17 protein-coding genes and 1 pseudogene are annotated in these 14,236 nt (G+C 34.6%); 6 read left to right on the top strand and 12 right to left on the bottom strand.

Annotation, left to right across the window (positions count from 1 at the left end; translation table 11 throughout):
• Positions 1-8: 8 nt before the first annotated feature.
• Together OOK90_RS05075 and OOK90_RS05070 are read right to left on the bottom strand one after the other, a co-directional pair.
• Positions 9-338, bottom strand: coding sequence for a TrbC/VirB2 family protein (locus tag OOK90_RS05075; RefSeq protein WP_209473270.1), 330 nt, complete (start codon positions 336-338; stop codon positions 9-11).
• 95 nt (positions 339-433) lie between these two features.
• The gene (locus tag OOK90_RS05070) at positions 434-778 is read right to left on the bottom strand and encodes a TrbC/VirB2 family protein (RefSeq protein WP_209473268.1); all 345 of its coding nucleotides are present in this window, start codon (positions 776-778) and stop codon (positions 434-436) included.
• Positions 779-912: 134 nt separating this feature from the next.
• On the opposite strand from OOK90_RS05070, the gene OOK90_RS05065 reads away from it, so the two are divergent.
• Together OOK90_RS05065 and OOK90_RS05060 are read left to right on the top strand one after the other, a co-directional pair.
• The gene (locus OOK90_RS05065) at positions 913-1,728 is read left to right on the top strand and encodes a YihY/virulence factor BrkB family protein (protein WP_264705821.1); all 816 of its coding nucleotides are present in this window, start codon (positions 913-915) and stop codon (positions 1,726-1,728) included.
• Positions 1,715-2,470: an SDR family oxidoreductase gene (locus OOK90_RS05060; protein ID WP_012673418.1), complete on the top strand. Its 756-nt coding sequence runs from the start codon at positions 1,715-1,717 to the stop codon at positions 2,468-2,470. The genes OOK90_RS05065 and OOK90_RS05060 overlap by 14 nt, the downstream gene beginning before the upstream one ends.
• Positions 2,471-2,594: 124 nt before the next feature.
• Here OOK90_RS05060 and OOK90_RS05055 read toward each other — a convergent pair whose 3' ends face one another.
• Positions 2,595-2,768, bottom strand: a complete 174-nt coding sequence (locus OOK90_RS05055; RefSeq protein ID WP_167471214.1) for a hypothetical protein — start codon at positions 2,766-2,768, stop codon at positions 2,595-2,597.
• A 138-nt stretch (positions 2,769-2,906) separates the two neighbouring features.
• Between OOK90_RS05055 and carB the strand changes: the two genes are divergently transcribed.
• From carB to OOK90_RS06770, 3 genes and pseudogenes are all read left to right on the top strand, one after another.
• On the top strand, positions 2,907-6,362 hold the full coding sequence (carB, locus tag OOK90_RS05050) for a carbamoyl-phosphate synthase large subunit (protein ID WP_264705820.1): 3,456 nt from the start codon (positions 2,907-2,909) through the stop codon (positions 6,360-6,362).
• A gap of 164 nt (positions 6,363-6,526) precedes the next feature.
• Positions 6,527-6,742 (top strand): hypothetical protein, encoded by a 216-nt coding sequence (locus OOK90_RS05045; protein ID WP_080717592.1) that lies wholly within the window; start codon positions 6,527-6,529, stop codon positions 6,740-6,742.
• Positions 6,739-7,327 (top strand): annotated as a pseudogene (locus tag OOK90_RS06770) (IS110 family transposase); the annotation flags it as partial. The gene OOK90_RS05045 and the pseudogene OOK90_RS06770, both read left to right, overlap by 4 nt.
• A 180-nt stretch (positions 7,328-7,507) precedes the next feature.
• Here the strand turns inward: OOK90_RS06770 and OOK90_RS05030 are convergent.
• From OOK90_RS05030 to OOK90_RS04990, 9 genes are all read right to left on the bottom strand, one after another.
• Positions 7,508-8,488, bottom strand: coding sequence for an SGNH/GDSL hydrolase family protein (locus OOK90_RS05030; RefSeq protein ID WP_010082050.1), 981 nt, complete (start codon positions 8,486-8,488; stop codon positions 7,508-7,510).
• Positions 8,489-8,628: 140 nt separating this feature from the next.
• Positions 8,629-10,581, bottom strand: coding sequence for an RNA polymerase sigma factor RpoD (gene rpoD / locus OOK90_RS05025; RefSeq protein ID WP_012673419.1), 1,953 nt, complete (start codon positions 10,579-10,581; stop codon positions 8,629-8,631).
• A 138-nt stretch (positions 10,582-10,719) separates the two neighbouring features.
• Positions 10,720-11,031: a cation:proton antiporter subunit C gene (locus tag OOK90_RS05020; protein ID WP_006279706.1), complete on the bottom strand. Its 312-nt coding sequence runs from the start codon at positions 11,029-11,031 to the stop codon at positions 10,720-10,722.
• The gene (locus OOK90_RS05015; protein ID WP_006279705.1) at positions 11,028-11,447 is read right to left on the bottom strand and encodes a Na(+)/H(+) antiporter subunit B; all 420 of its coding nucleotides are present in this window, start codon (positions 11,445-11,447) and stop codon (positions 11,028-11,030) included. Before OOK90_RS05015 ends, OOK90_RS05020 begins: the two co-directional genes overlap by 4 nt.
• On the bottom strand, positions 11,440-11,967 hold the full coding sequence (locus OOK90_RS05010; RefSeq protein ID WP_015589497.1) for a DUF4040 domain-containing protein: 528 nt from the start codon (positions 11,965-11,967) through the stop codon (positions 11,440-11,442). The genes OOK90_RS05015 and OOK90_RS05010 overlap by 8 nt, the downstream gene beginning before the upstream one ends.
• Position 11,968: 1 nt before the next feature.
• Positions 11,969-12,256: a monovalent cation/H(+) antiporter subunit G gene (mnhG, locus tag OOK90_RS05005; RefSeq protein ID WP_006279703.1), complete on the bottom strand. Its 288-nt coding sequence runs from the start codon at positions 12,254-12,256 to the stop codon at positions 11,969-11,971.
• Between the two features lie 6 nt (positions 12,257-12,262).
• Complete coding sequence (locus OOK90_RS05000; protein WP_007548527.1) at positions 12,263-12,508, bottom strand: monovalent cation/H+ antiporter complex subunit F; 246 nt, start codon at positions 12,506-12,508, stop codon at positions 12,263-12,265.
• Positions 12,509-12,536: 28 nt separating this feature from the next.
• Positions 12,537-12,944 carry a DNA-directed RNA polymerase subunit omega gene (gene rpoZ / locus OOK90_RS04995; protein ID WP_264705819.1) on the bottom strand — a complete coding sequence of 136 codons (408 nt, stop codon included), beginning with the start codon at positions 12,942-12,944 and terminating at the stop codon, positions 12,537-12,539.
• Positions 12,945-13,004: 60 nt separating this feature from the next.
• Complete coding sequence (locus OOK90_RS04990; RefSeq protein WP_010081926.1) at positions 13,005-13,301, bottom strand: helix-turn-helix domain-containing protein; 297 nt, start codon at positions 13,299-13,301, stop codon at positions 13,005-13,007.
• Between the two features lie 436 nt (positions 13,302-13,737).
• Here OOK90_RS04990 and purE point away from each other — a divergent pair, with 436 nt between their 5' ends.
• Positions 13,738-14,229: a 5-(carboxyamino)imidazole ribonucleotide mutase gene (purE, locus tag OOK90_RS04985; RefSeq protein ID WP_006280351.1), complete on the top strand. Its 492-nt coding sequence runs from the start codon at positions 13,738-13,740 to the stop codon at positions 14,227-14,229.
• Positions 14,230-14,236 lie beyond the last annotated feature (7 nt).

Raw genomic sequence — 14,236 nt, 5'->3', positions numbered from 1 at the left:
GATACCTATTATGTACATTTACCATTAGTCAACGTTTTACCAGTAGGGCAAGCAATCGCACCATTCTGACAAAACGTACCATCTGGTGTTATTTTTGAAACAACTGCAGGAGCACCAAAGAACACGGCAGTAAATGCACCGAGTGCAAAAAGCGCTGGCCACGGCATTCTCCCAAATATCGCAAGCAATGCTGCACCTATTATCACTATCGTGATCATCGGCCCGCCTATACCTTGGGTATATTGTACTATTTTGCATATCACTGTTGACGTTTCATCAGCACGCGCATCAAATGCGAAGGAGAGAATTATAGCCACAAGTAGAAGAAATTTTTTCATTATGCCTCCGATAATTTCTATTTAACGCTGGATTATCTATCATTTTGATTAAATTTGAGTAAATGATGCAGTAAGTACCATTTACTCAATGCTTTTTACTGACAAGTATATTTTCCATCTGCATCAGGTTTCAATGTTTTCCCAGCATCACACGTCTCGCACTTACTTGCTGTAGTTGGTGCTATTTTTGAAACAACGGCAGGAGCACCAAAAAACACAGCAGTAAATGCACCGAGTGCAAAAAGTGCTGGCCACGGCATTCTACCGAATATCGCAAGCAAAGCTGCACCTATTATCACTATCGTAATCATCGGTCCACCTATACCGTGAGTATAGCTCATTATTTTGCATATCACTGCTGACGTTGCATCTAGCTCATTAGTATTTGCATCAAACGCAAAGGAGAGAATTAAAGCCACAAGTAGAAGAAATTTTTTCATTACGCCTCCTATAATTCCTGTTCTATGTTAAATTATCTATCCCTTTGATTAAATTTAAGTAAATGGTGAGGATTTTTTGCTTAAAAGTATCCTTTATTTCATTTAGAATACTTTTCTTGGTTCGTTTATATTACATGCTACAGAAATTTTACGGTATTGTTTATTGTCTTTATCGTGCTTTGATTGACACAATTTATAATGATGGAGTGGAGCATGCAGGGTATCTATCATTTTTAATTCTGTTATCAATATTTCCTTTTCTCATCGTTTTAATGGCTGTGGCATCAACATTCGCAAATTTCTTAGACCAGTATAACATTGGCTGGGTATTTATCATTGATAACATGCCACAGGATATTTTGGCATCTTTGATGCCGCGTATCAGAGAGATAATATCAGGCCCGCCGCAAAGCTTACTAACTTTAGCAATTGTAGGTGCTGTTTGGACCGCTTCATCGACAATTGAAGGGCTTAGAACAATACTCAATAAGGCCTATAAAGTTCCGGTTTCGCCGCCTTATATATTAAGAAGAGTACTAAGTATATTACAATTTTTAGTAATCACGCTTATTATAACTCTAACTATAGTGTTTTCTACACTAGTACCAATGCTAATTGATTTTTCCTATCAGGGACTAAGTTATACTAGGTATTTACTTATTGAATTTATACTTTTCACAGTAGTCTCTTGGCTATATTTTATGTTACCAAACATAAAACAAAATTTATCAGACGTATTTCCTGGATCTTGTGTAGCTGTTATTCTTTGGACGATTTCTGCTTCAGCTTTTAAGCAATACTTAAAAGCTTCCTTTGACCAACTGGATTTGATATATGGAAGTTTAGGTGGTGTGGTAGTGTCATTACTATTTTTTTATATGCTAAGTTTGATTTTTATATATGGAGCAAAATTCAATTTTCAGCTAAAATATTTCAATGGATCTCGCTAAGGAGAAAGAAATGGGTAAGTTAGAAGGTAAAGTAGCTTTAATCACCGGAGCTTCAGGTGGAGTAGGCTCTGCTGTTGCAAAAAGGTTTATAAGAGAAGGTGCATGTGTGATTCTGATTTCAAGATCTCTTGATAATCTCAAGCCACTATATAATGAAATTGAAGAGCTTGAAGAATTTAAAGAAGGCTCTGTGAAACTAATTCAGCTTGATCTTTTAGACTTTGAGAATGTAAAGATACTGACAAACATGATAGAAAGCCTGAAATTATCAGAATCTGGAGCACTTGATATATTAGTTGCGTGTGCTGGAATTTTAGGCAAACTGAACCCCATTCATGACTGTGAGATTGAAGAGCTACAGAACGTAATGAATACAAATTTTACTGCCAATTGGTACTTACTAAAAAACTTAGATCCAATGCTAAAAAAGTCTAATGCTGGAAGAGCGATATTCATGACCTCAGAAGTGACACTTTCTCCTTCCTCTTATCCATATTGGATGCCGTATGCTGCAAGTAAAGTTGCACTAGAAATAATGGTGCAGATATATGCATCTGAGACAAAACATACAAAATTATGTGTAAATGCTGTATACACGGAAGGACCTGTGGGTAGTGAGCAGGCATTTCCTGGATCTGAATTGGTGTCACCTGATAAACTAACAGATAAATTTGTGGAATTAGCTTCTGAAGACTGCAGCATATCAGGAAAAATCTTACCGCTCAGCAAATCTCCCGAGTAAATTACCATAGTATCTGCAAAGATACCGTTAAGCCCACAATTGTATGAACATTGTGATTTGAGAGTAATCTCCACTAGGAAGGATGTCATCCCAGTGCCTCTATGGTGTCATTCCAGTCTGGAATCTAGTCTTTATTATGCAGCCACTTATTTAAAGTTAAGTTTTCTGGATCCCAGACTGGGATGACACCTCTGGGCACTGCCGTCATAAAGGAACCAGTGTCAGCTACTTGAATTACATCATTTGCTGTGCAATTTACCTTCAAAAATGAATGTTTGTACAGCTGTGTGTCAAGCACTGGAATCTGCCACGCAAATTGCAATGTTCGTACAGTTATGCGTCAAGCCTAAAAGTAATTAGCTAATAGGTTTAATAAAAATTCACATATACAGGAAAGATTGGTAACATTACTTGAATAGAGACCGTTATTGTAATTATGCCGAAACGCACAGATATAGAATCTATATTAGTAATAGGAGCAGGCCCAATAGTTATAGGTCAGGCATGCGAGTTTGATTATTCCGGAACGCAAAGCTGTAAAGTATTAAAAAGCGAAGGTTATAAAGTCATTTTGGTTAACTCCAACCCCGCAACTATAATGACAGATCCTGAGTTTTCTGATGCGACGTATATTGAGCCGGTACTGCCTGAAATCATAGAGAAAATTATAATTAAGGAGAGGCCAGACGCAATATTGCCAACAATGGGCGGGCAAACAGCGCTCAATTGTGCAATAAAACTTGCAGATGATGGAGTGTTAGACAAATACAACGTAGAATTAATAGGGGTAAATAGAGAAGCAATAAAAAAAGCAGAGGATAGAGAGTTATTCCGTCAGTCCATGGATAGAATAGGACTGAAATACCCCAAAAGTATCATTATAAAAAATCAAGAACAAATAAAAAAGGCTTTGGATTACATTGGATTACCAGCAATCATCCGCTCGTCATTCACCCTTGGTGGTGCAGGTAGCGGCATAGCATATAATAAAGAGGAGTTTTTCAATATCGCAGAAAGTGCTCTCAAAATTTCGCCAATAAATGAAGTTCAGATAGATGAATCAATTATCGGCTGGAAAGAATATGAAATGGAAGTTATCCGCGATTGTAAAGATAACTGCATAATAGTCTGTTCGATAGAAAATGTTGATCCGATGGGAGTGCACACTGGGGATAGCATAACTGTTGCTCCTGCTTTGACTCTGCGTGACGTAGAATACCAACAGATGAGAAATGCATCTATAGCAGTGCTGAGAGAAATTGATGTTAGTGCCGGTGGTGCAAATGTTCAATTTGCAGTGAATCCTAAAGAAGATGGAAGCCTCGTTGTGATTGAGATGAATCCAAGGGTTTCTCGCTCTTCTGCACTTGCTTCGAAAGCAACAGGCTATCCTATTGCAAAAGTTGTAACTAAACTTGCTATTGGCTATTCGCTCGACGAAATACGTAACGACTGTGCTCCAATAATACCAGCAGCATTCGAACCAGTGATTGATTATATCGTCACTAAAATTCCTCGATTTGAGTTTGAGAAATTTAAGGGGACGAATTGTGAATTATCAACCTCCATGAAATCAGTGGGAGAAGTGATGTCTATAGGCCGCACTTTTAATGAGTCACTACAGAAAGCTTTCCGTTCACTTGAAACTGATTTTACAGGACTTGATGAAGTATTTCCTGAGAACATTGATATTGATCACATAAAATCTCAATTAGCAAAATTGCTACCAAACAGATTACTGATTGCTGCTGACGCAATGCGCCACGGAATTAGCATAGAAGAAATAAATTCGATTACAGGATATGACTTATGGTTTCTGCAAAATATACAGCAAATTATATTAACTGAACAAAAAATCAAGGAAAATGGATTTCCTGGAACTGCGTACGAAATGTTAGAGCTGAAAAAAATGGGATTTTCAGATGCAAGATTAGCAAAGTTAAGTAATAGACCTACCTCTGTCATTCCAGTACCCTCTAATGTCATCCCAGTGCGTGACACTGGGATCCAGCCAGCGTTACACGCTGGAGATCGAGTAAAACAAATCGAAGAAATAAGAAAAAAATTTGGCATTAAACAAGTTTATAAACGCGTAGACACCTGTGCAGCTGAATTTGAATCGAGCACTGCTTATATGTATGGCTGCTATGAGGGTGATGTTGAAAATAAAACGGAATGTGAGGCGAATATTTCTGACCGAGAAAAGGTTGTCATTTTAGGAAGTGGTCCAAATCGCATTGGTCAAGGTATTGAGTTTGATTATGCATGCGTACATGCAGCTTCTGCCGCCAAAGAAATGGGGTATGAAACAATAATGATCAACTGTAATCCCGAAACTGTCTCAACTGACTACGATACCGCTGATCGTTTATATTTTGCACCACTCATTGCAGAGGATGTGCTTGAAATACTAAGTAAAGAGCAAGAAAATGGCACACTGGTTGGTGTAATAGTTCAAATAGGCGGTCAAACACCTTTAAAGTTAGCCAAAGTGCTTAACGAGAGAGGTTTCAAAATTCTGGGAACTTCGTTTGATTCTATTGACCTTGCAGAAGATCGCATGAGGTTTAAAAACCTTGCTTTGCAACTTAATTTAAAACAACCTGAAAATTCTATCTGCCATTCAGTAGAAGAAGCGTTAACCAACGCAGAAAAGGTGGGGTTTCCACTAGTAGTCAGGCCATCATATGTCCTCGGCGGTCAGTCTATGTCGATTAGACACGATACTCAGAGCTTTAAAGAGTACGTCTTAGATCAAACTAAAATCTTTGAGCATGGTTCGCTGCTTCTTGATAAATTTTTAGTCAATGCAGTTGAGGTTGACGTTGATGCTGTATGTGATGGGGAAAAAGTTTTCATTGCAGCGGTCATGGAGCATATTGAAGAAGCTGGTATCCACTCTGGTGATTCAACATGCTCAATACCGACAAATACATTGAGTGACGAAGTAATAAAAGAGATCGAGCTCCAAACTGAGAGAATAGCATTAGCATTAAAAGTGAAAGGTCTGATAAACATTCAGTTTGCTGTTCAAGAGAATAGACCTCTTGCAGAACCTGTTTGTGATGAGAAATCTTTAGGAAAAGTGCAGATGAGCACCACAGAATACTCGAATGTATTTGAGGAGCGCAGACAAGCTTTGACGACAAAATTGCCTTCAGAAATCGAGTTATGCAAGAGGTCTAGTGATGTATACATACTTGAAGTGAATTTAAGGGCTAGTCGAACCGTTCCTTTTATTTCCAAGGTAATCAATATTCCTATTGCAAAGCTTGCCACTCAGGTTATTTTGGGTAAAAAATTGAATCAGGAAAACAAGCCTTTCAATCATTTTGCAGTTAAAGCTGCTGTTTTTCCATTTACCCGCTTTGCAGGAGTTGATACTTTACTTGGTCCTGAAATGAAATCAACAGGAGAAGTGATGGGAATTGATTCATCATTTGAAGCTGCACTTGCAAAAACGCACATGGCTGCAGGATACAAGTTACCAACAGAAGGAACAGCTCTGGTTTCAGTAAAAGATGATGATAAAAAGTATATATTGCCAGTTGCACGAATGTTGAAAGAACTGAGTTTTGAAATATATGCCACCAAAGGCACAGCTTCGTATCTGAACAATAACGGCATTGCTGCACAAGCTGTAAATAAAGTAAGAGAAGGCAGACCCCACATAGTTGATATGCTCAAAGATGGAAAAATAAATCTAGTGATTAATACTTCAAAAGGTGTAAAGTCAGTCTCAGACAGCAAAGATATCAGGAGCACTGCTATTTTGCAAAATATAGCTTACAGCACCACAGCTTCCGGAAGTAAAGCGTTAGTGCTTGCAATTCAATATGTAAAGAATAGCAAACTGGAAGTGAAATCATTACAGCAGATACAAAACGTTTAAATATCAAAACTAGAATAATTCACTCTCAAAATGCTAAAGAGAACATAATAAAAAGATGGAAATTTTGAAGGAAATAGTATACCTAAAGAATCAACTAGCGTAATTGAACAGCCAAATGCTGCAACGAATGCTCCACAATCTCACCTAGAGGACACTTCCCTTATATGTTAAGAACAAGTCTTTATAAATATCAAAGTAGTGAGATTAAAGACACACAGAGAAGAGGAATCGTCACGCCCCTTGATTATAAGAATCGTTGTTCAGCAAGGTTCTCTTCTCTGGTTTATTATACTGAAAGTTCCGAACAACTGATTGAGCTTTTAGGCTCGTATATAAGGCTGGAAAATGCAGTATATGTTATTATTACGGAGGAATTATGAATTCATCAAACATTATTGCTGGCATTGATGTTAGCAAAAGTAAATTAGATCTCCACATTCACCCACTTGAGCATTATAAAATATTTGAAAACAATGTACAATCCATTGATGAAATGCTGGACTTTTTACGTTTGCATAATGTAACCAAAATTGGTCTTGAGGCAACTGGTGGATACGAAAAATTATGTGCCTATACTTTACTAAGCAATGGTTTTGAGGTGTACGTCATTCAACCAAGGTGGGAGAGACTATGCTAAAAGCCTTGGTATTACTACAAAAACTGATAAAATAGACTGCAGTATCATCTCACGTTATATTAATAATACAGATATGCGTGTTACTCCTTTAACAGTTAGTAATGGTAATATTGATTGCTTGAAACAAAAATTATCTCGTAGAAACCAACTTGTAGAAATAGCAAAAATACAAAAAACCCAAATCCAACAGGTAACTGATACATCTATAATCAAACAAATAGAGGAACTTCTTGCAATTTTACGTAATCAAATTAAAACTTTAGAAGATGAAATGATTACATTTATCGATCAAAACCAAGAGCTTAAAAGAAAATATATATCAATAACTATATAGTAGCGGGATGACGGTTTTTCAAATTATCGGTAAATCTAAGTCAGTTTAGCTATAGGCAGCAATTTTCTGTATTTATTTTAAATTGAAGAAAGCTCAAATGAAAGATCGTGTTTTGCTAAAAATCACAGAATGCAGTCTGGTTACTATTTAAAAGGATATGTTCAAAAAACTGTGTCAAATCAACTCATACACTTCATTACCAACTTCATGATGAAGTTCCGCAGTTGGATGGAAATAATCAAAAAAGAAATAATCCTTTAGTGTTTCTTTGCTACACCCAGGGTTATAGTGAACGTCAAGTTCCCCTTTAAATATCAACTTTAAGAGTATTTTTATATTTTCTTTAAATCTCCCAACTTGGTCTGCAATGTTCGATGTGCATGCATCTTGACAATTTAAACCTTTGCTCTTGTATTCGCTAAACATACTTCTCATTTTAGAGTTAAGATCAAATGCTTTTATTTCAAGATTTGTACTTTTCTTCATATAATCTAAGCCTTTAGCCAGTTTTGCATTGAAACTCTCCGTGAGCTTTGTAGCTAGTTCCCTTGCTTCTTCATCTCTATTAAAAGCTGGTATTGAGCCAACTTCAGGTGCATTTGCAACAACTACATGCTTAACACCATGTTCATTTAGAACCTTAAGTGCATTACATATTTCACTCACTGCTTGTTCCAACACTTCTTCCGCTTTAGTATCGTCATAAGCAGTGGCAACCATAACATCATTTCCGCCGATTATGATGCAAAATAAATCTTCTTTACCTATATCTGGATGATGTTTAATTACCGCATCTAGCTGGTTAGCTAAACGAAATTTATTGAAGAAATAAGAAAAAATAGGGTCAAAAATTTCAGATGCTGTTGCATATGAAACTGCGTAATTCTGACCTTGCTGTTCGTGGCATCTCCCAAAAAATGAATAACTCCACCCAGGTTTAAATTCATCTAAATCTAAATATTTTGCTATATATTCAACAGCAGTAGGGCCATTGCTAAAAGATCTTCCTTGATAAAAAGGATCATCAAATTTTACGCTTTTTGCAAAGGATAAATTATTTAAAATTCCAATGATTGCGCCATTATCGGATAAGCTATCACCCAGAACATAAAAATTTCTATACTTTGAATTAGAATTGTCATTTTTGTTTGTCATAATATTTACCGTAGATTAGCATGTTGTTTCATTAGATTCATAGAAAAAGAAAAATAGCGGTGAAATTATACAACTTTGGCCTAACTTGCTCTCCACTTTTTCCGGGCAAAATCAGCTTCTTCTTAACTTGACACGTATACTTAAAAGAACCCTCTAAGTTTTCTAGCACGGCTTGGATGTTTCAACTTGCGCAGTGCTTTTGCCTCTATTTGCCTAATTCTCTCACGTGTTACATTAAAAATTTTTCCTACTTCTTCTAAGGTATGTTCCTTCCCATCTTTACCAAGGCCAAAACGCATTCTTAAAATTCTTTCTTCCTTTGGTGTTAAAGTTGCAAGAACATTGGTTGTAATGCCACGCAAGTCAGCAAGTATTGCAGCATCCTCTGGCCTGGAGACTCGCTTGTCTTCTATACAATCACCAAAGGTACTACTATCATCTTTTCCTGTTGGAGCTTCAAGACTTACTGGATCCCTTGCTATTTTCATAACTTTGCGTATTCTTTCCAGTGGCATTGTCAGTTCTACACTCAATTCCTCTAACGTCGGCTCTCTTCCCATCTCATGAGTCATCTTTCTTAATGCTCTGTTGATTTTACTGATAATTTCCACCATATGAACTGGTATTCTAACTACTTTAGACTGCTCAGGTATTGCTCTAGTGATTGATTGTCTTACCCACCAAGTGCCATAAGTTGAAAATTTATATCCACGTTTGTAATCAAACTTATCCACGGCCTTCATAAGACCAATATTGCCTTCTTGTATCAAATCAAGCAGATCAAGGCCTCTTTTTGAATACTTCTTAGCAATGGAAACTACTAGCCTTAAGTTAGCCTTAATCATTTCTTGCTTTGCTTCAGAGACTTCTCGTTCGTGTTTTTGTATTCTCTTGATTAGCTCCTTAAATTCTTGTACGTTATCTTCCTGTATATGCTGCTTAATACCGTTCAAGGTACTAGCTATATGTTCAGAGTTATCGTCTATAAACCTTAAAAATTTGTTTTTTAATTCACCTGTAAAAGAGGACTGATTTTCATTGATCTTTAAAAGACTTATCTTTTTCAATTCGTGCTTTAAAAGCACGTCATCATAAACTTTATAGAAACTTTCTCTATCGATATCGTATTTTCTAGCCTCAGCAATAAGATTAGCCTCTTCAAGCGTAATGGATCTATTTATCTTATAAAGTTCTTGTGTAATTCTGGCAACAGCAGCATCACTTAACTTAATTTGTAATGCTATAGACCATATTTGATTATACAAATTTTCTAGCTCATTAGAGAAATTTTTAGAATTTTTTCTTAATATCAACGCTTCATTTGTTAAAGTAATTATCTCATCCAATGCAACTATGACCTTTGGCAATAAGTCACTTTCCATTTCAAGAATAGAAACATTTAAATTGACTGAACTTATATCTTCATTATTACCGTCTTTCTCATCATCACTTTTTTTACTATCTTTCTCATCATCACTACAGTACTCAGCATCTTCAGAAACATCCTCAGAATCCTCAACATCTTCAGCACTTTCTTCACTCTCTTCACTTTCTTCTTTGGGTACCACATTAAAATCAGAGTTATAAATTGCATCCAGATCTATAATTTCTCTCAGTAAGAGAGCTCCATTACTTAAATCATCACGCCATACTTTTATCACCTTTAATGTTACTGATGTTTCAATTATTGCACGTAACATGTTATGCTTTTCAGATTCAATTTTTTTTGCTATCTCGATTTCATCTGCCCTTGATAAAAGCTTTACGGAGCTCATGTCTTGTAAATAAATCCTCACTGGATCATCATTTTGTACTAAAGTTGCAGTAACATTTGGCGATGTGTCATCATCATCAAGTTTACTATCATCACTGTTGGAAGGAATATCTTCTTCATCTTCGCTACTTTCAAGCACATTAATTCCGGAATCCTGCAATAAAGATATAGCATCATCTATAAAGTCAGACGAAAAATTTTCATCTGATAATTTATCATTTATATCATCAAAGGTGATAAAACCACCCTTTTTTATACTCTTAGTTACCAGATCTTTGATAATTTTTTTCTTATCTTCTGCATCATTAATAGTTGACATCATTACCTTTATAGTTTATAATTTTATTTCTTATTAACAAACAAACTTACAACGAGCAAGTCTATAATTTTACTTTTAACTTGTGGCTATTTGTTACTTCATATAGTTTAAGATACTGTTAATTTATGTACACTTGTCTTAATCAATTGTTCCATACTTTTCTTCCATTTTTACTGCTATGGATAATCCAACTGAAAATGTTGCAATTCCAACCACTATAGCAGTAAGCATTAAAACATGGGGTATAGGATTGCTATATGAATAAAAATTTGAAACCAATATAGGAGGCAAGGAACTTTTTATATATCCTAGAGATATGTAAAATAACAAAACAGATGCTTGGAAGACGCTTACCCCTATCATTTTCTTGATTAAATTTTTATCGTTTATAATAATATATAAACCTAGCACCATTAATACAATAATAATCGTATAATTATATAAAGTCATTGTTTTTTCCTACGAGCAAAATTTATATATATAATTAACATAGAGGAGCAGACAGTAAATGCTACACCTAATTCCACCAAAAAAATACCTAATTTTTGACCGGTTCTATTATTGGTTAACAAGATATCATAAGATAAAAAATTTTGGCCAAGTAAAGTTGTTGCAACGCCCGTTCCTCCATAAATTAAAATACCTAACACGTTAGTCAATCTAATCACAGAATAAGGTATTGCTTTTAGAGTTGTAGATACACCAAATAGCATTGAATATAATATTATCCCGGAGGCAATAATTATTCCTGCTTGAAAACCTCCACCCGGAGTGTAATCACCGTGAAATTGTATGTATAAACCAAATAAAATGATAAAAGGTATCATCAAAAATGTTACTGCATTTAATATCGGATCTTTAATCATTTTCTTTTTCTTCTTTTAATATCAACGTTATACAAAGCGCAGCAGTAAAAACTACTATAGTTTCTCCAAACGTGTCATAACCACGAAAGCTTGCCAAAATAGCTGTCACTATATTAGGAATACCGGTAGCTTTTTCGGTATTTTCCACATAATAAGGAGCAACATGCAAGTGGATCGGAGCATTGTGGCTGCCAAAATCTGGCAATTGAATCATAAAATATGACAAACATACAGCCAGAAATAACATAAAAAAAAGCGTTATAGGGTTATGAGATAGATTTACTTTATGATTCTTTATCAAGGAGAGTGCTGCAAACGTAAAAACTGTACTGAGCCCCGCACCAACAGAAGCTTCAGTAATTGCAACATCAGGTGCATTCATAATTAAGTATATAAGCGCAATCAGTGAACTAAATACACACATTAGAACAGCACTTACGACTAAATGTCGCGAGAAAACTATAAAAACCGTAACTGTTAGTAACAACAAAAGTAACACTACATTTAATATTTCTAACACCTTAGCCTTCTTTAACAGTTTTTTTCTTAACTTTATAATGAGTGCGCGCTAAAATATAGCTATTAGTTGAGTTAGCTACCCATATTATAAAAATTAATAATACTATTTTAACAGTATTGATTGAAAATCCATTCTGCAAAGCAAAACCAATTAACAATAACGTTGCACCGCTAGAATCTGTAATACCTGCTGCATGTAACCTAGTATAGAAATCAGGAAATCTGATCACCCCTATATTTGAAATAATTATCAAACAAATACCTAAAAATATGAAAATGGATCCTATCATAAATTATCAAAACAACATTAATCTCATTAGTGCTATAGTTGATATAAAGCTAACGCTAGCATACAACAATGCTATATCAATTAAAAAAAAATTATTCAGAATGATTGATATTGCTGTTATAAGTACAACTACTTGCGTTGAGAAATTATTGAACGCTAAAACCTTATTGTACACATCATTTGACTTAGACACTATGCAACACAACATTACACTCATACAGAACAACAGTGTATAGATAGCAATGCAAATCATTTAAAGACTATGTAACTTCAGTAGATTTCTAAACGGATACTTCTTCATCGCCATCTTGATCATTTATTTCATCATCTATTTCACCATCCACTTCATAATCTTGGCTTTCTTGACTTACATCAAGATCTGTGTTATCAGAAAAATTTAATAAATTCGCTAGCTTACTTGTATTACTGCTGTAAACATTATTCATATTTCCTTTCATGTATTCCTTGCATCTACCTACCAAAAGGCTAAACAGCTCATGAGTATCCACCTGTTTTCCTGCTATTTCATGTAAGGAAACTATGGTATTTTTATGACCTTTAAACTTAGCTGCTTGAATTGGATTACTTGCCCCTGTATTTAAATCATGTGTTCTTTGACTTGCCAACAGAACCAATTTGAAACGGTTACTTACCCGTTCTATACACTTTTCTACAATAGACTCAGCCATAAGATACTACCTTAATAAATTTTATACTATATCACAAAAAACAAGTTGTCAACTTTGTATCTATTGCGATTCAACTTCATGTTTTACTTTTTCTGCCTCAGATTTTATTTCTTGGCTTTCTGTCATCGTGATTGTTATCTCATGATCAAGTTTTTTTAGAAATCCTAACAATCGCTCTAAAGAAAAACCATCTATTTTACCATTTTTAATTTGCGATACCTTTGGCTGATCAATACCAAGTTTCTCAGCTGCAAAAGCCTGAGTCCAAGCATTTTTTTCTATAATTTTATTTATTATATAAAGCAACTTTGTTTTTATTCCTGCACTGTCTAAGTTATTTAACGATATTATTTCCATAATTCTTACACTCACATATCAATTAACTTTATTAAATATTATAGCATAATATTTAATATACCAAGATATTAATATCATGTAACTTGTCAATAATTATATGATATCAATATTTAAAACTTTAAGTTGATTATATATTAATATTTTTATCAAATTTCTAGTAATTTTAAATTACCATTTTACCATCAGTCTATCTGAAAAAACCATTGATAGAAAGAACAAGCTAAGATTACAAAGCTTGAAATACAAAAATAATTATTTTATAAATTTATCTTACATAAGAAGTTTATATCTCTATATCTTAACATAGATATTTATTTAAATTTTTAAAATTTCTATTTTAACAAGAATTCTATATATTATATTTATAATATAACTTAAATATTTGTTGCTTTTTAGCTGGAACATTATTTAGTTAGTAAGTAAAATTGTGTTGAATATGACAAAAATAAAAAAAGATGTTGCTGTTATTATGGGAAGTGAGTCAGATTACACCACTATGGTCCATACTGTTGATATGTTAAAAGCATTAGAAGTTTCACATGATATATTCATAATATCTGCACATAGAACACCAGAAAGGCTCTTCAATTTTGCTAAATCTGCACAAGAAGAAGGTTTTAAGGTTATTATAGCTGGTGCAGGAGGTGCAGCTCATTTACCTGGTATGGTTGCGTCACTAACTTGTTTACCAGTTATCGGCGTTCCTGTGCATAGTAAACAATTAAATGGGCTGGACAGTCTACTCTCTATAGTTCAAATGCCAAAGGGTGTTCCAGTTGCAACCATGTCTATAGGAGAAAATGGAGCATATAATGCTGCCATTACTGCCGTATCTATATTGTCAATTTCCAACAGTGAAATTGCAGGTAGGTTAAAAAAGTGGAGAGAGAAACAGACCAAAGAAGTAAAAGAAAAACCAGTTTCATAATAAATCT

This window comes from Wolbachia endosymbiont (group A) of Ancistrocerus nigricornis (assembly GCF_947250785.1).
In the GTDB taxonomy this organism is placed as follows: Bacteria; Pseudomonadota; Alphaproteobacteria; order Rickettsiales; family Anaplasmataceae; genus Wolbachia; species Wolbachia pipientis.
The sequence above is the reverse complement of the archived record's forward strand: the minus strand, read 5'-3'. Positions and strand labels throughout refer to the sequence as shown.